The sequence below is a fragment of the Rhizobium sp. 01N424 genome, from assembly GCF_056399485.1.
This window is the reverse complement of the sequence record NZ_JBFTRK010000001.1, coordinates 467,498-483,825: the sequence shown is the minus strand read 5'-3', so window position 1 is coordinate 483,825 and position 16,328 is coordinate 467,498. Positions and strand designations below refer to the sequence as shown.

The window sequence follows — 16,328 nt, the reverse complement described above, 5'->3', positions numbered from 1 at the left end:
ATCCCCTCCGGTCACGAAACGAGCCCGTTCCGGAGCGCTATGGCTACCATGTGTACGCGGTTGACCGCGTCGAGCTTTCTGACTGCCGCCGTAATATGCGAATTCACCGTATGCTCGGACAAACCCAGAATGATGGCGATCTCAGCAGAGGTCTTGCCTTCGCTCGTCCACTTGACGATCTCGGCTTCGCGCTGCGTCAGACGTCCAGACATTTCCTGGGTCAAGATTTCCTCGTACAGCTTGTCGAAGATACGCATGACGTCAAGCAGGACGTCGGCGATCTCGCTCTGGTCCGGCTCCTGGCGAACGCCGCTGAGCACCAGACAGTATCGCCGCCCCTCTGGTGTAAAGAGCGGAATCAACAGAAACGTGTTGCCGTTGAATTCGTTGAACACCAGATCGGCGGGATAGCCTTCCAGCTGCGCGCTCTTGCCGAAAACCGGTGACGTGAGGAACTGCGCGGATTTCGCCTTGATCGCCCCCAGCGCCTCCTTCAGTGTCCGGATAAACAGCGTCGCACGCCGCTCCGCCACGTTGGTGATGACGATTTCACGCTCTCCGAACGGCGCTGCCGCCTCGGAAATCTTTGCCAGAACGAAATTGTCGAAATGGTAGTGGTGTGCCGCCGCCTTAAACAAGCGGAAGAAATCGGTCCGGTTGATGGCCCGGTTCAGCTCGGGCCCAGTATGAAAAGGAACAGCCGCAGCATTGGTCATTCCGGCAACCTTACCTCGAAACTTCCAGAAGTCACTCCACACCATCCCGAAATCTTGGGATATACGTCCTAAACGCGAACAGTTACAAAAAAACCGAGACAGTTGATGGGGATAACGGGACGGGGACTTCCCAGTATCCCAAGGCAAACAAGCCCATCAATTTCTCAACCGCAAGTGATGCAAAGGCAGATATACTGAAATCGTAGTCTTACCTAGGTATCGCATTTTTCGTTGTTCATGATCTCATGAGTAGCGGGAAAAGTGCCGGAAGTAAGCGCGAGAGAGCCGATAGATCCATTCAGCTAAGGGGTTGGCTGAAGTTCGTGGCGGCGAATATGGGTCAGTCGGCTCTCTCAGCGCTCAAATCACTCCTCTTCCTCTTGGTTGTATCTTGGGACGCTGAACAAGCCTTGTCAATTGGCGTTTCAGCGCGCTGCCGCTTGTCCGGGCACTGGCGCCTACACCAGTTGATTGAGAAGACTATCGTTCAAATTCAAAGGCTTCTGCAGGTAGATATGGGCGCCGGCTTCCATCGAGCGCTCCCGGTCCTCATCGGCATCCGAACCGCTGCATATGCCAAGCTTCACCGATGCGAAGCGGGGATCGAGGCTGACCTTGCGCACCAAAGCAAGGCCGTCGTCGAGAGGCATGTAGAGATCGGCGATCAGCAGATCGGGAAGCGGCTCGCCCGTGGCATGACGCGCCTCCAGCATCTCCCAGACTGGCTGCGCCTGGGAGAACGACACAAGCTCGGCGGTGAAGGCGCCCTTCCGGTGCATGTATTCGAGATAGAAGAGATCATCCTTGCTATCATCGATGTAGAATATCAAAGGCATAGCTGCTTCACCCAGTCGCCACCGGCGATGTCCCGCCTGTTTCGCGATGCGACAATAAAGATACTTCGCTAAGAATCGTTATCAACCTCCCCTGAATCGGCAGAGGAAAGACGTACACAACCTTACGTTTCCTATTGTGTATTCGGTCATTTCGGAAAAGATGACCCGAATTGAGGAGGATCGACCGCGTGTGGAATGCCGCCAGCTTGAGGGACGAAGCGCAGAAGAAGGGCCGCTACCGCGTGGCCGCGATTGCCATCGGAACGCTCATCACGCTTCTCGGCATCTGCGCGATCACCGGCTGGCTGCTGGAAGTCGAGGTCATCGTCTCCGTCGTGCCGGAATTTCCGGCGATGGCGTTCAATACGGCGCTCTGCTTCGTGCTATCCGGTCTGGCATTGGCGGGATCGGTATCGAAGCGGCGGCGTCTGAACATTGCGGCGTCCCTGATCTCGCTGTGTGTGGCGGCAATCACCGTGACGCGGTTTGCCGAGATCATCTCGCTCGGTCGCACCTCGCATATGGTCGATCGCGTGCTGACCAACCTCCTCGTCTCGCGGGAATTTTCCGACCTGATCGGCGGCGGCATGGGGCCGAATACGACGCTCTGCTTCCTGATCGGCAATCTTGCGCTGCTTGCCGGCCGGAACTGGAAGGATGACAGGGCTCCCCTTCTCCAGGAATTGACGGGCTATGTGATCGTCACGCTCGGCATGGTCGCCTTCGCTGCTTACGTCACCAGCGCCGAGGAGGGTTATCGCTGGGGTCCCTATGCGGCGATGGCGCTGCATACGTCGATCGGGGTGACGTTCTTCGGCGGCGGATTGTTGGCCGCCGCCTGGTGGCGCCAGCCGCAGGGCAGCGCCAGCGTGCCGCTCTGGATCCCGGGCGTCGTCTGTTTCACCGGACTGCTCGCCGACCTCTATACGCCGCTGGGGGTGGCGAACGGCATTCTCTACGTGCCGCTGATTTTGACCGCCCTCTGGTTCGGCAATCGCAACGCACCGCTCTACCTGGCGTTCGTCTGCACGGTCCTCATCCTTCTCGGCTTCTTCGCCGTCAACCATAGCGACACGGTCGTCTGGCCCGAGGCTGCCAACCGCGCGATCACTATCGGCCTGCTGTGGCTGATCGGCTATCTCGTTCACAATTACATGCGCAATAGCGCCAGCCTGGAGACCGAACGCATCCGCTTCAGCTCACTGGTGCGCAACACGCCGGATGCCGTGATCACCATGGACCAGCGCGGCGTTATCTCCAGCTTCAATCCGGCGGCCGAACAGATGTTCGGCTATCTGCCATCCGAAACGCTCGGCAAGAACATCAACATGCTGATGCCGGAGCCCTATCACTCCGAGCATGACCATTACCTGCAGCACTACCATGAGACCGGCGAGGAACGGATCATCGGCACGACGCGCATGGTGTCCGGCCGCCGCAAGAATGGCGTGGTGTTTCCGCTCGATCTGTCCGTCAGCGTGGTTCCGACAAGCGGCGCGCGGACATTCGTCGGCATCGTGCGCGACATCAGCGACAGGGTGCAGCAGCAGGAGCGGCTGAAGACGACTCTGGCGCAGCTCGAAGCCTATACGGCCGATCTGGAGCGCAGCAACCAGGACCTCGACGAATTCGCCTATATCGCCTCGCACGATCTGAAGGAGCCGTTGCGCGGGCTTCATAATCACTCACGCTTCCTGCTCGAGGACTACGAGAACCAGCTCGACGAGGACGGCGTTCGCCGCCTCAACCGGCTGGTGCGGCTCAGTCAGCGGATGGAGAAGCTCGTCAACGATCTTCTCTATTTCTCCCGCATCGGACGCCAGCAGCTAGCCGTCAAGCGCACCGACATCAATCTCGTCATCAAGGACGTGGTGGCGACGCTGGAAGTGTTTCTGGAGGAGCGGCACGCGCGGGTCGTGGTGGACGGCGAGCTTCCCGAGGTTGTCTGCGACGCGACGCGGCTGACCGAGGTATTCCGGAACCTGGTGACCAACGCCGTCAAATATAACGACAAGCCGGAGCCGCTGGTCACCATCGGCTATCTGGAGCAATACACCGGCAAAGATGGTGCAACGGCGCGCGGCGTGTTTTTCGTCAAGGACAACGGCAAGGGCATCGCGACGGAATTTTACGAGGACATTTTCCGGATTTTCAAACGGCTTGAAAAATCGCAGGATTCGGATGATGGAACCGGGGCCGGACTGACCTTCGTGCGAAAGATCATTGGCCGCCACAATGGCGAGATATGGCTGGAGTCCGAGATGGGTGCAGGCACCACATTCTACTTTACGCTGGGAAGCAACAGAGAGGGCCACAATGCAGCCGCGTGATATGCAGCCGATCCTGATTGTCGAAGACAGCGAGGACGACTTCGAGGCGACGATGCGTGCCTTCAAGCGCACCAACCTGCGCAACCCGATCCGCTGGGCCGCTTCTGGCCAGGATGCGCTCGATGAGCTTGCCGGCATGAACCCGCGCCCCGGCCTGATCCTGCTCGATCTCAACATGCCGGGCCTCGACGGCCGCAAGACGCTTGAGGCTATCAAATCCAATCCGCAGTGGCGCAAGATCCCGGTGGTTATTCTGACGACATCGGACGACGAGCGTGACATCGAAGGCTGCTATGCACTCGGCGCCAATACTTATGTGCAGAAACCTGTCGATCTCGACGGACTGTTCTCCGCGATTCAGCGGCTGAAGGAATACTGGTTCGAGATTGCCATCCTGCCGCACGAGGATTGAACGATTGGCGGAAGACTGCCTGGTACTGATCATCGACGACAATATCGACGACCGCGAAGTCTACCGGCGAATGCTGTCGCGCGTCGCCGGAACGAACTACGTGGTAGCCGAGGCCGAGACTGGCGACCAAGGATTGGAGCTTACCGCCAGCAAGCGGCCAAGCTGCATCCTGCTCGACTATTCGCTGCCCGGCCGCGACGGACTTGGGGTGCTTGCCGAAATCCTGAAGCTCGATCCGGCCGCCAATGTGATCATGCTGACAGGACAGGGCAACGAGACTGTCGCCGTCGAGGTGATGAAGAACGGGGCACGCGACTACCTGACCAAGGATGCGCTTTCGCCCGAGACGCTGCACCGCTGCGTCCAGAATGCCGTTATGCATGGCGCGCTGGAGAAGAAGCTGGAGCAGAAGCGGCAATCGCTCGAGATCTTTACCCGAGCGATGGCGCACGACCTCAAGGAGCCGCTGCGCACCATCAAGTCCTTCAGCAAGATCCTGCACGGCTCGGCTTCGCTGCCAGCCGAGGACCGCGAGCTTCTCGATTATATCCTGAGTGCCGCCGACCATATGGAAGACCTGATCGTCAAGGTCTCGGGCTTCACCAAGCTTGATGTCTCCGGGGAACTGGAACTGAAACCCATCTCGCTCACCGCCGTTTTGAGGCAGGTCGAGGATAATCTGCACCAGCAGATGGAGAGCAGGCAGGCAACCATCGTCAGCGGCGATCTGCCGGAGGTTATGGGCGACGGGACGCTGCTGATCCAGCTGATGCAAAACCTGATCTCCAATGCGATCCGCTATTGCGAAGACCAGCGCCCTCAGGTGCATGTCAGCGCCGAGGCCGCCGGTAGCGGGCTCTGCCGCCTGCTGGTCAGCGATAATGGACCGGGCATCGATCCTGATCATCGCGAACTGATTTTCCAGCCCTTCAAACGGCTGGTCGGACGCGGGATCGAGGGAACGGGGCTTGGGCTGGCGATCTGCCGCCGCATTGCGCAGTTGCATGGCGGCTCGATCTGGTGCGAGGCGAAGACCGGACGCGGCGCGACCTTTGTGCTCGAATTGCCGCTCGCAAACAGCATGTCCGCCGAGGCTGCAGCGCAGACGGGGCCGCAGGCGGTCCGGGCAATAGAACAGCCTCAGGAAGCCAAGGGCCGTCTTGCCGAAGTGCTTCTCGTCGAAGACAGCCCCGCCGACATCCAGCTTCTGAAGCTCAAGCTGATGCGGCGGGAGAAAGTGAGCTTCAACCTGCATGTGGCGACCAACGGGCGTGAGGCCATGCGGCTTCTGGAGGAGCGGGCGATCGATCTCAGCCAGCCGCCGATCGACCTGATGCTGCTCGATATCAACATGCCGATCATGGACGGTTTTGAGGTGCTGAACGCGCTTTCGGCCGATATCCGGCTGAAGCAGATACCGGTCTGCATCCTCAGCACATCCAGCGACGAGAGCGACATGCAGAGGGCCAAGGAACTCGGCGCTCTTGCCTATATGATCAAGCCGCCGACGCTGCAGCAGCTGGAGCAGGCGCTGGCAGATGTCGACAGTTTGGAATTGCAGCCGCGCGGCGATGCCCTAGTTCTTTGTGTAGAACAATCGAGGCAATCTCCAACGGCACTGGTATGACTTTAGTATCCGCATTAGTTCTGGCGCTTCTCGCCACTCCCATGCAATCCGGACCGCTTTCGATGATTTCTGGCATACATCACATCACCGCCATCACCCGCAAAGTGCAGGCGAATGTGGATTTCTATGCCGGTTTTCTCGGCATGCGGCTCGTCAAGCAGACCGCCGGTTTCGAGGACGAAACCCAGCTGCATCTCTTCTATGGCGATGGCGAGGGTACACCCGGCTCACTGCTGACATTCCTCGCGTGGGAAGACGGCTCGCAGGGGCGCGCCGGTTTCGGCCAGATCAGCGAGATCGCGCTGGCGATCGACCCGACAAGCATCGGCTACTGGCTGACGCGGGCTATGAGCTTCGGGATCCGCATGGAAGGCCCGGCCGATGAATTCGGGGAGCCGGTGCTGCGCTTCAAGGATCCCGACAACATCATCCTGAAGATTGCCGGAAACAAGGACCTGAAAAGCGCTGCGGCCTGGGCGGACGGACCGGTTCCGATCGAACATGCGGTACAGCGGATCCGCGGCGCGACGATGCTGACCGAAACGCCCGATGCCAGCCGCGCCTTCATCGAGAGCCACTTCGGCTATCGTTTCCAGGCAAACAAGGGCGCCATCGACAGGCTGGTCTCGGATTCCGGCGATGTCGTGGATGTGCGCAACGCAAAAGGCTTCTGGTCCGGTGCGCCGGGCACGGGGACGATCGATCACGTTGCTTTTCGCGCCGCGGATGAGGCTGAGCTGACATCGGTTCATGACACACTTGCCAAGTCGACGGACTCGGCAACCAACATGCATGACCGGAAATATTTCAAATCGCTTTATGTCCGCGAACCGGGCGGCACGCTGATCGAGCTTGCGACCGACAAGCCGGGCATGCTGGTGGATGAGCCGGCGCCGACGCTCGGCACCAAGCTTTTTCTGCCGCCGAAGGATTCGATCAAGGATCTGAAGGATCTCAAGGTCGTTCTGCCGCAGTTCTCGATGCCTGGCGAACCAAGGGTCAACTACCGCGATCTGCCCTTCGTGCACCGCTTCTACACGCCGCCGGATCCGGATGGCAGCGTCTTCGTGCTCCTCCACGGCTCCGGCGGCAACGAGACGACGCTGATGCCGCTGCTGCACAAGGTCGCGCCGCGGGCAACGCTGCTTGGTGTGCGCGGCCGGGCGACGGAAGAAGGCTTTCCGCGCTGGTACAAGCGGATAACACCTTTCTCCTTCGACCAGGACGACATCAAGAGCGAAGCCGAAGCCTTTGCCGCCTTCATCGACGGCGCCGTCAAATCCTATGGACTGGATCCGAAGAAGATCGTCTTCGTTGGCTATTCCAACGGCGCGAATCTTTTGAACTCGCTGATCTACCTGCACCCGTCGCTGATCCATAAGGCGGTTCTGCTGCGCTCCATGCCGGTTCTAACGAACTATCCGCATGCCGATCTCAAAGGCACAGACCTGCTCGTCATCAGCGGCAAGACCGACGCCTATGGAAAATATGCCAACGATCTCGAGGGACGGCTGAAGACCTCGGGCGCCACCGTCGATTCGGACGTCATCCCCGGCGGCCACGATCTCGGCGATGCCGATGTGCCGATCATTCAGCAATGGCTGTTGAAGGAAAGCCAGTAGCAAGCCGCAGCGCGAAAGACTTGCGATGACGGAATTTGTTCTCTCATCCCTACTCTTGCGGAAGCTTTTCCGGTGCGATCACCGGCGGAAAGCTTGGCTTACACTGCGCGCCATGCGCTAAATCTTCGGCCTTCACCGGCTGCAACTCTCTATTGTGCAGCGCAAAGCGGCATCGAAGAAAGGGAGATATTTTACGGCATTCTCGTCATGTAAAATTCTCATATTTCTATTTATATTACAGCAGAATTCCTGCGTACTTACACGATAATTTCAATGACTAACGATAGCGAAAATATCAAATCAGCAATTGTAACCATAGTTATCACGATTTATTACAATAGATCGACAATACATTCGTGCATTTAATTGCCTAAAATTCACTCGCCTATAAATTACCTCATTCTTTCTGTTTCTTCTGCGCCTGTTCTATTTTGCTGCATTGCAAAAAGTCCTTGCCGAGTTCTGATATCAGACCTATCTTGGCCCGGACATCGATCGCAGAAGGGGAAATTGCATGCCTCCTCGGCCCGTTGATATCAGCCTGATTATCTCATCGAGAAATCGGGCTGGCGGCCTGTTGAACTGCCTGGATGCCATTGCGAATGCCGCCCGGCAGGCGGGCGATTTGCAATTGGAGCTCGTGTTTGTCGACAATGGCTCGACGGATGATACGTCCGAGGTCTTTCGCCGGTGGGCGGCTGTCGCGCCTCTTCACACCAATCTTGTCCATGAGACGCTGCCGGGGCTGGCCAATGCCCGCAATTCCGGCATCGCGGCGGCAACCGGCCGTCTGCTGGCCTTCACGGATGACGATTGCGAGGTGTTTTCGGATTACTTCACCACCATCGCGGCTCTGTTTGACGCCGACGATGCGATCGTCATGCGCGGCGGCAGGGTCGAGCTCGGCGATGCCCGCGACCTCCCCGTCACCATCAAGACGGAGCTGGAACCGGCCGTGTTGAACAACGAGCTGCATGCCGGCGGCTTCATTCATGGCTGCAACATGGTTTTCCCACGCGCACTGGTCGATCGCGTCGGCCAGTTCGATCCGCGCTTCGGTGCTGGCGCCGCATTCCGCTCCGGTGAGGATACCGACTACATTCACCGCGCCTTCAATGCCGGCATCCGGGTGGAATATGTGCCCGAGCTGGTAGTCAAGCATTTCCACGGCCGCCGCAAGATCGAGGATATCCACCGCCTGCACGCCGGCTATGCCTTCGGCAACGGTGCGCTCTACGCGAAATATCTGTTCGACAAGCGCTCGAACATGCGCGGCATGCTGCGCTGGGATATCCGCCAGGCTGTCCGCGAAGCGATCGGCGGCGAGCCGATGAGCAAGGAGATGGGGCTGACCTATCGCCGTCAGCTCCGGGACAACCTGACGGGAATGATCGCCTACTGGCAGAGCACCCGCCGCAAGTCGCCCAGCGCAATCCGCACCTGACACCCGCACACTCTTTGCGCCGACGACCCAAGCTTCGGCCGCAATCGATAGGATGATGAATGGCAGAACATGCAGTTGCGCATGCCGATCTGAAGAAGAAGACGGCACTATCCGTGCTCTGGTCGGTTGTCCGTGTGGCCTGGAGCACGATTGCGACCTTCATCATCTTCGTCATTCTGGCGCGCATTCTCGGACCCGGCGACTTCGGCACTTTCGCGCTCGCCAGCCTGTTCGTCGAAATCGGCCGCGTGCTAGCCTATGCCGGGCTTGGCGATGCCATCACCCGGCAGCTGGATCTCGATGAGGAGCTTGCCGATACCTGCTTCTGGGCAACGGTTGCGTTCAGCGCCATCATTGCCGCCGTGGTCTTCGTGTTCGCGCCCTATTACGGCGAACTGGTGCGCGACGAATCCGTGTCTGGCATTCTCCGCTGGCTCGCGCCGCTGTTGCCCATTTCATCGCTGGCTGTCATCCACAATGCGCGTCTCGCCCGCGAATTCGGCCACAAGAACCTTGCGGCGCAGAGCATCGCAGCCAGCCTGCTCTCCGGCATCACTGCCGTCGTCTGCGCCTATCTCGGCTGGGGCATCTGGGCACTGGTCGCCCAGACGGCCGTCAACGCGGCGGTCACTGTCGTTCTCGGCTGGGTCGCCTATCCCTGGATGCCGCGCCTGCGGTTCAATGTCGCGAAGTTCCGTTCGGTCTTCCTGTTCAGCGTCAGCCTCGTCGTCACCCAGCTGATGTGGATGCTGCTCGCCCGCGTCCAGGACATTTTCATCTCGCGCTGGTACGGCGCCGTCGAAGTCGGCCGTTACCGTATCGCCTGGCGGCTGATCGAGCTGATCGGCCAGGCCGTTCTGGCGCCGATCGGCAGCGTCTCGCTGGTCACCCTGTCACGCCTGCAGAACGATCGCGTTGCCTTCCGCAACGCCTACAACAAGATCGTCGGCGCCGCCGCACTCGGCACCATTCCGCTGCTCTTCGGCTTCGGGGCGCTGTCCAACGACATGATCGCCCTGCTGTTCGGCGACAAGTGGGGCAATGCCGGCGATATCGCCACCGTGCTGGTCCTGATGTCGGTGCCGTTCGTGACCAACTTCTTCGCCTCGTCGGCGCTGTCGGCGGTCAATCGTGCAGAATCGATCCTCTCGGTCGCGGCGCTGCAGTTTGCCGCGACCCTGCTACTGACCTGGCTGCTGGTGCCCTACGGCATCCTCGCCGTTGCCGCCGGCTACGTGCTGCGCGCCTGGCTGACCATGCCCTACCAGCAATATGTGCTGCATCGCTATGCCGGCATCGACTCGCTCGGCACCTTCAAGTCGGTCGCCCTGCCCTTCTGCGGCAGCGCCGTCATGGCGGTCTGCGTCTGGTTTGCACATCCCCTCATCGTCGAACACCTGCAGAGCCGCTGGCTGTCGCTTGGTCTCAGCATCGGTCTCGGCGCCGTCGTCTATCTCGCCTTTCTGCCGGTCTTCGGCAGATCCGCCATCCGCCCTTACATCGCGCTCGGCAAGTCTTTGCTGCCGTTCGGAAAGCGGGCCGAGGCCTAGCCGCCGGGGCTGGGCCAGACTCTTCAACAGGAGCCTTATATGCAGGAAACCAACATTACGATCATCAACCGCCTTCAGGGACTGATCGCAAATTGCCTTTCCGACCTCGTCGATCCGGCCGAGCGTTTTGCGCTGCTCGATTTCCCGAACCACTACAATATCGGTGACAGCGCCATCTGGCTCGGGGAGCTTGCCTATTTCGACCGCCGAAAGACGCGACCGGCCTATGTGACCGAAATTCCCACCTATGACGACGAGCGCATGCTGGCAGCGATCGGCGATGGCCGCATCTTCCTGCATGGTGGCGGCAATTTTGGGGATATCTGGGCGGGCTACCGTCAGTTCCGCGAGGACATGCTGACGAAGTACAAGGGCCGGCCAATCGTTCAGATGCCGCAGACCATCCATTTCAGGGAACAGGCTGGTATCGACAGCACCGCCCGCGCGATCGAGAAGCACGGTAACTTCACGCTGCTGGTGCGCGACCATAAGAGCTTCGAATTCGCCAAGCGCTGGTTCCAGTGCGATGTCAGGCTTTGCCCCGACATGGCCTTCTGCATCGGCCCGGTCACCCGCCCGGCGCCGCAGCACGAGCTTCTGCTCAATCTGCGCGAGGACCAGGAAGTGGGTGCGCCGCAAGACCTGACGGCGGCGACCAGCCGCCCGGGCACGGTGAAATCAGACTGGCCGGATGAGCCTGCCGATTTCCAGAAGCAGACGAAGCGTGCCGCGATCCTGAAGGGGCTGCTCTCCGGCCGCATCGGCGGACGTGCCCGGATGACCGAGCTTGCCTATCGCGAGCGGGCGCAGCAGCGTTTCGACCGCGGCGTGGCGCTGCTGGGTTCTGCCCGGCAGGTGATCACCGACCGCATGCACGGCCATATCATGTGCGTGCTGATCGGTGCCGATCATTGCGTGCTCGACAACAGCTACGGCAAGACCAGCAGCTTCATCGAGGCGTGGGGCACCTGCAACAATGCGGAAAAGGCCGCGATCGCGGCAACCGTCGACGAAGCGCTTGGCATTCTCGATGCGCGGCGCATGCAGCCGGCGGCCGTCGCCTGACGCTCAGCCTCGCCGGGCGATCATGATCCCGGCGAGCACCACCAGACCACCGATCGCCTGCATCGGGCCGATCGCCTCGTTGAGCAGCACCCAGGCAAGGATGGCTGCGACGACCGGCTGCAGCAGCAGCGTCAGCGACGAGAAGGCGGCCGGCAGATAGGCGAGCGCAAAGGCGATTGCCACCTGGCCGCTTGCGTGGCTGATGAAGGCAAGGCCGAAGACGATCGCCCAGCCATAGGCCGTCGGCGGCAGCATATGCGCCTCGAAGAAGAAGCCCAGCGGGAAGACGCAGATGGCGGCCGATGCCGTGCTCCACAGCATGATGCGGATCGTATCGAAACGGCTGCGCAGCTGGCCGATTGCCAGGATGTAGCCTGCATAGAAGATCGCCGCGATGATCGCCACGCCATCGCCGCGCAGATCGCCGTTGCCGAGTGCCGCCGGTCCGCCCTTGAGGATCACCACGCCCGCCAGAGCCAATGCCAGCCCCAGCACGAAAATGCGCGAAACGGGCGCGCGGAAGGCGACGAAGCCGATGACGGTGACGAAGACGGGCGCGAGGTTGGCGAGCAGCGTCGCATTGGCAACCGAGGTCATGGTGATCGACAGGTGCCAGGCCGCGAGATCCGCCGCGAGGATGACGCCCGGCAGAATCAGCATGGCATAATCGGAGAGCTTTTCAGGCTTCGGGCCTGAATCCTTCTTGATCAGCGAGAAGATGAAGATCGGGATCAGCGCCAGCGCGACGCGCCAGAAGGCCGTTGCCATCGGCCCCACTTCGGAGAGCCGCACGAAGATCGGCGAACCACCGATGGCGGCGCCGCCAAGGATGAGCGCCGTCAGCGCGAAACGTTGTGAAGGAGCGGCTTCGGTGGAAGGGGCGGCGGCCTGCGACATGATCTCTATGCTTTCCCGGCCAGCCATGATTGAGACGCCAGCCGGGATGCGAATTATCAGATCGAACCGAAAGAGGATAGCGCGGGAACGACACCCGCGACACAAAAGCTCAACCGGAAATAACCGTCGAGAATTCCGGGTTGCCGCGGATCGTGTTGCTGACCGTGCAGATCTCGTCTTCGGCCAGATGCGCGATCTTCTGCCGCGTTTCCTCGTCGATCTCGCCCTTTATCGAAAAGGCTATGTTGAACTTCTGGACCCGCGACAGGCCTTCAGCAGCCTTCTCGCCGGTGACGTCAGCGGTGATCTCGGTGATCTTGTCGAGGACGCCGAGATTGCTGGCGGCGATGCGGGCACTCAGCACCAGGCAGGCCGAGAGCGATGAATAGAGAAGATCGAGCGGATTGAAGCCTGGCTGCGACGGGCTGGTGACGATATCGATCTCGCCCTTCGTCGCCGAGGTGACATGCGGAAATCCGGTCCGGCCGAGGACGGCCTTGGCGCCTGTGGGTCTGGGTCTTGCTTTGAGATCGGCCATGCCGCGACACTCCATTTGAGATGGCATTGAGATAGTGAGTTTGGCCGCAACACGCAACGAAACGGCTTCTCTCGAATCCGGAGACGGACGCATTTGAATGCTGTATCAGACAGCCCATGAAGAAAAAACAGATCGCGATCATCGGCGGCGGCCCGGCGGGCCTGATGGCGGCGGAAACGCTGGCGGGATCCGGCCACGCGGTCACCGTTTATGACGCCATGCCCACCGTGGCGCGAAAATTTCTGCTCGCAGGGAAATCCGGGCTGAACATCACCCATTCCGAAGACTACGCGCAGTTCGCCGCCCGCTTCGGCAGCGCTTCCAGCCGCCTTCGCCCGGCGCTTGACGCACTGACGCCCGACAATATCCGCCGCTGGGCGGACGAACTCGGCACCGAGACATTCGTGGGATCATCCGGCCGCGTCTTCCCGACGGTCATGAAGGCCTCGCCGCTGCTTCGCGCCTGGCTCGCCCGTCTGGAGACGCAAGGCGTGGTCATCGCGAAACGCCACCGCTGGATCGGCTTTGCTGATGGCGGCCTGGTGCTTGAAACCCGGGAAGGCCGGAAGGTCATCCACCCGGACGCGGCATTGCTGGCACTCGGCGGCGCGAGCTGGCCGAAGCTCGGTTCCGATGCCGCCTGGGTGCCGTGGCTGCGTGAGCGAGGCGTCGATATGGCCCCTTTCCGCCCGGCCAATTGCGGCTTCGATGTCAACTGGAGCGGAGTGTTTCGCGAGCGCTTTGCCGGGGCGCCGTTGAAGGCGGTGACAGCCACTTCGGCGGCCGGGACATTTCCCGGTGAATTCGTCATTTCGGAGCATGGGATCGAGGGCAGCCTTGTCTACGCCCATGCGGCGGCCCTCCGCGACGATCTGCAGCGTGATGGTGCCGTCTCGCTGCTTGTCGATCTCGCGCCAGGGCGATCGGTCGAACGGCTGGCAGCAGACCTCGCCAGGCAGGACAAGAAGGCAAGCCTCTCCAACCGGCTGCGCAAGGGCGCCGGTCTCGACCCCGCCAAGGCCGGGATGATCCGGGAGCTTGCAGGAGACGACGCGCTGAAGGCCCCGCAGCAACTTGCTGCGCGGATCAAGGCGCTGGCGATCCCGCTGACCGCAACCCGGCCGATTGCCGAAGCCATATCGTCGGCCGGAGGCATTGCGCTGGATGCTATCGATGACGGCTATATGCTGAAGGCCATCCCCGGCATCTTCGCCGCCGGCGAAATGCTGGATTGGGAAGCGCCGACCGGCGGCTATCTGCTGACGGCATGCATGGCGACAGGCAAGGCGGCAGCGCAGGGCATGCTTGCGTGGCTGGACCGCGACTGAACACGGCCCGCGCCTATCCCGTCTTGTGCCGGATACCTCTGATGCGGTTGACGACCTCCGCCAGGAAGACGCCGAAAAGCGCGCCCATGCTCTTGGTCGCGGCATCCTCGAAATGCGCATGACGCGTCGGAGACAGGAACTGCAGCGTCTCCAGCGCGAAGGCACCGATGACCAGCAGCACCGCACACAGAACGACCCGCCGCGGATAGCCGGTGACGAACAGAATGCCCATCACCATGAAGGCCATGGCGCGATCGACGTCGACGTCGATGATATCGTGCGGCCGGTACTCGATCGGACACACGGTCACAAATATAACGGCGGCCAGCGACAGCCAGGCGGCCACTCTCACGAGAAGCATCTTGTTCATGGGCGAAGGGTAGGCCGATGGCGGGCAGGCGCAATTCAGCCAAAAGTACAAAATGGGCTAATCCGCGACATGCAACTGCCACGAAACGCGAGGCGATGATCAAGCTTTTCTTAAGGAAAAGAGTGGTGCCCAGACGCGGATTTGAACCACGGACACGCGGATTTTCAATCCGCTGCTCTACCAACTGAGCTATCTGGGCATTCCTGCTTCGGCCTGCATTCTTTCAAAGAAAGAACCGGAGGGTTTGGTGTGCCCCGGAAGCGAGCGGGGTTATAGCATCTTGTCGGGACATGGCAAGCGTCAAATGACAGTTTTTTGAGGCTTGTGGAATTTTTCCAAATTCCTGAGTGAATTGAATGACTTCGCCGGTGGTTTTACAGGCTATTCCTCGTCGTCGTACTCGGCTTTCTTCTCATCGTCGGCAACGGGTATGGCGTAAGCGCCCGTCAGCCAGCGTGAGAGATCGACCTCGCGGCAACGGTTCGAGCAGAACGGATAATGTTCGCGATGCGATGGCTTGCCGCATTCCGGGCAGGGCCGCGTCTTCCGAAGCGGCTCGACCTTGGCGGTGGTTCTATTCTCGTCTTCGGACATGACGATGCCCCCGGCTTAGCCCTCAGGCCACCGGCTATGCACATCGAAGCCTTCACCGGTCAGCAGGAGGATAGTTTCATAAAGCGGCAGGCCCACCACATTGGTGTAGGAGCCGACCATTTTCTGGACGAAGCTGCCGGCAAGACCCTGGATGCCATAGGCACCCGCCTTGCCGCGCCACTGGCCGGAGGCCAGATAGCTTTCGATCTCGAAACCGGAGAGGCGCTTGAAGCGCACCTTGGTCTCGACGATCTTCTGGCGGACCTTGCGATCGGGCGTTACCAGGCAGACACCGGTATAAACCCAGTGGCTGCGGCCGGAGAGCAGATTGAGCGAGGCAGAAGCCTCATCCGCAAACTCGGCCTTCCCCAGGATGCGGCGGCCGACGGCGACGACCGTATCGGCCGCGAGGATATAGCTGCCCTTCCAGGCCAGATCGCCTTTGATCGCCGACAGCGCCGCCTCGGCCTTCTCGGTCGAGAGCCTGCGGGCCAGCGAGCGCGGATGCTCCGATTTCTTCGGCGCCTCGTCAATATCCATCGGCATCAGGCGCGACGGTTCGATGCCTGCCTGATTGAGCAGGTCGACACGTCGCGGAGAACCGGAAGCCAGGATGAGCTTGTATGTGAGCGCCATGGAACCTCGACCGGAAAGGAAGCCTCGAGGGCTTGCGGCCCAAGCTTACTTGAAACGGTAGGTGATACGGCCCTTGGTGAGGTCGTAGGGGGTCATTTCCACAAGAACCTTGTCGCCCGCCAGAACGCGGATGCGGTTCTTGCGCATGCGGCCGGCCGTGTGGGCGATGATTTCGTGCTCGTTTTCAAGCTTCACGCGGAAGGTCGCGTTCGGCAGAAGTTCGGTCACGATACCCGGAAATTCAAGGACTTCTTCTTTAGGCATATAAGGCTTTTCTTCCTGTCGGTTGAGATGGCGGACTTGCGCCACCTTAAAATTTGGGCGGAAACTACACAATCAACGGTCATTTGTGAACCTTGTTGA

General features: G+C 60.5%; 16 protein-coding genes and 1 tRNA gene. 8 read left to right on the top strand and 9 right to left on the bottom strand.

Going from position 1 to position 16,328, the window contains the following annotated elements; translation table 11 throughout:
• Positions 1 to 11: 11 nt before the first annotated feature.
• The gene (locus AC1DNK_RS02480; protein ID WP_112387566.1) at positions 12 to 716 is read right to left on the bottom strand and encodes a response regulator transcription factor; all 705 of its coding nucleotides are present in this window, start codon (positions 714 to 716) and stop codon (positions 12 to 14) included.
• 458 nt (positions 717 to 1,174) lie between these two features.
• Entirely contained in the window at positions 1,175 to 1,552 is a 378-nt protein-coding gene (locus AC1DNK_RS02475) for a response regulator (RefSeq protein ID WP_477939148.1), read from the bottom strand.
• Between the two features lie 188 nt (positions 1,553 to 1,740).
• Here AC1DNK_RS02475 and AC1DNK_RS02470 point away from each other — a divergent pair, with 188 nt between their 5' ends.
• The 7 genes from AC1DNK_RS02470 (at position 1,741) to AC1DNK_RS02440 (ending at position 11,602) form a co-directional block, all read left to right on the top strand.
• Entirely contained in the window at positions 1,741 to 3,882 is a 2,142-nt protein-coding gene (locus AC1DNK_RS02470; protein WP_477939147.1) for a sensor histidine kinase, read from the top strand.
• Entirely contained in the window at positions 3,869 to 4,294 is a 426-nt protein-coding gene (locus tag AC1DNK_RS02465) for a response regulator (RefSeq protein ID WP_477939146.1), read from the top strand. The genes AC1DNK_RS02470 and AC1DNK_RS02465 overlap by 14 nt, the downstream gene beginning before the upstream one ends.
• A gap of 4 nt (positions 4,295 to 4,298) precedes the next feature.
• Positions 4,299 to 5,921 (top strand): response regulator, encoded by a 1,623-nt coding sequence (locus AC1DNK_RS02460; RefSeq protein ID WP_477939145.1) that lies wholly within the window; start codon positions 4,299 to 4,301, stop codon positions 5,919 to 5,921.
• Between the two features lie 62 nt (positions 5,922 to 5,983).
• Entirely contained in the window at positions 5,984 to 7,543 is a 1,560-nt protein-coding gene (locus AC1DNK_RS02455) for a VOC family protein (protein WP_477939144.1), read from the top strand.
• 514 nt (positions 7,544 to 8,057) lie between these two features.
• A complete protein-coding gene (locus AC1DNK_RS02450) occupies positions 8,058 to 8,987 on the top strand; it encodes a glycosyltransferase family 2 protein (RefSeq protein WP_477939143.1) in 930 nt (309 codons plus the stop codon).
• A 59-nt stretch (positions 8,988 to 9,046) separates the two neighbouring features.
• Positions 9,047 to 10,537, top strand: a complete 1,491-nt coding sequence (locus AC1DNK_RS02445; protein ID WP_477939142.1) for a lipopolysaccharide biosynthesis protein — start codon at positions 9,047 to 9,049, stop codon at positions 10,535 to 10,537.
• A 39-nt stretch (positions 10,538 to 10,576) separates the two neighbouring features.
• Positions 10,577 to 11,602, top strand: a complete 1,026-nt coding sequence (locus tag AC1DNK_RS02440) for a polysaccharide pyruvyl transferase family protein (protein WP_477939141.1) — start codon at positions 10,577 to 10,579, stop codon at positions 11,600 to 11,602.
• Between the two features lie 3 nt (positions 11,603 to 11,605).
• Here the strand turns inward: AC1DNK_RS02440 and AC1DNK_RS02435 are convergent, their stop codons facing one another.
• Together AC1DNK_RS02435 and AC1DNK_RS02430 are read right to left on the bottom strand one after the other, a co-directional pair.
• Entirely contained in the window at positions 11,606 to 12,499 is an 894-nt protein-coding gene (locus tag AC1DNK_RS02435) for a DMT family transporter (protein ID WP_112387557.1), read from the bottom strand.
• 109 nt (positions 12,500 to 12,608) lie between these two features.
• Entirely contained in the window at positions 12,609 to 13,037 is a 429-nt protein-coding gene (locus AC1DNK_RS02430) for an OsmC family protein (protein WP_477939140.1), read from the bottom strand.
• A 116-nt stretch (positions 13,038 to 13,153) separates the two neighbouring features.
• Here AC1DNK_RS02430 and AC1DNK_RS02425 point away from each other — a divergent pair, with 116 nt between their 5' ends.
• Positions 13,154 to 14,365: a TIGR03862 family flavoprotein gene (locus AC1DNK_RS02425; RefSeq protein ID WP_477939139.1), complete on the top strand. Its 1,212-nt coding sequence runs from the start codon at positions 13,154 to 13,156 to the stop codon at positions 14,363 to 14,365.
• 13 nt (positions 14,366 to 14,378) lie between these two features.
• Here AC1DNK_RS02425 and AC1DNK_RS02420 read toward each other — a convergent pair whose 3' ends face one another.
• The 5 genes from AC1DNK_RS02420 to infA all read right to left on the bottom strand — a co-directional run bounded on the left by AC1DNK_RS02420 (position 14,379) and on the right by infA (position 16,229).
• Positions 14,379 to 14,735, bottom strand: coding sequence for a VanZ family protein (locus AC1DNK_RS02420; protein WP_477939138.1), 357 nt, complete (start codon positions 14,733 to 14,735; stop codon positions 14,379 to 14,381).
• Positions 14,736 to 14,858: 123 nt separating this feature from the next.
• Positions 14,859 to 14,934: transfer RNA gene (locus AC1DNK_RS02415), tRNA-Phe, on the bottom strand.
• 182 nt (positions 14,935 to 15,116) lie between these two features.
• Positions 15,117 to 15,329 (bottom strand): DNA gyrase inhibitor YacG, encoded by a 213-nt coding sequence (yacG, locus tag AC1DNK_RS02410; RefSeq protein WP_112387554.1) that lies wholly within the window; start codon positions 15,327 to 15,329, stop codon positions 15,117 to 15,119.
• Between the two features lie 15 nt (positions 15,330 to 15,344).
• On the bottom strand, positions 15,345 to 15,965 hold the full coding sequence (locus tag AC1DNK_RS02405) for a Maf-like protein (protein WP_112387553.1): 621 nt from the start codon (positions 15,963 to 15,965) through the stop codon (positions 15,345 to 15,347).
• A 45-nt stretch (positions 15,966 to 16,010) separates the two neighbouring features.
• A complete protein-coding gene (infA, locus tag AC1DNK_RS02400) occupies positions 16,011 to 16,229 on the bottom strand; it encodes a translation initiation factor IF-1 (protein ID WP_003545338.1) in 219 nt (72 codons plus the stop codon).
• Positions 16,230 to 16,328: the final 99 nt, after the last annotated feature.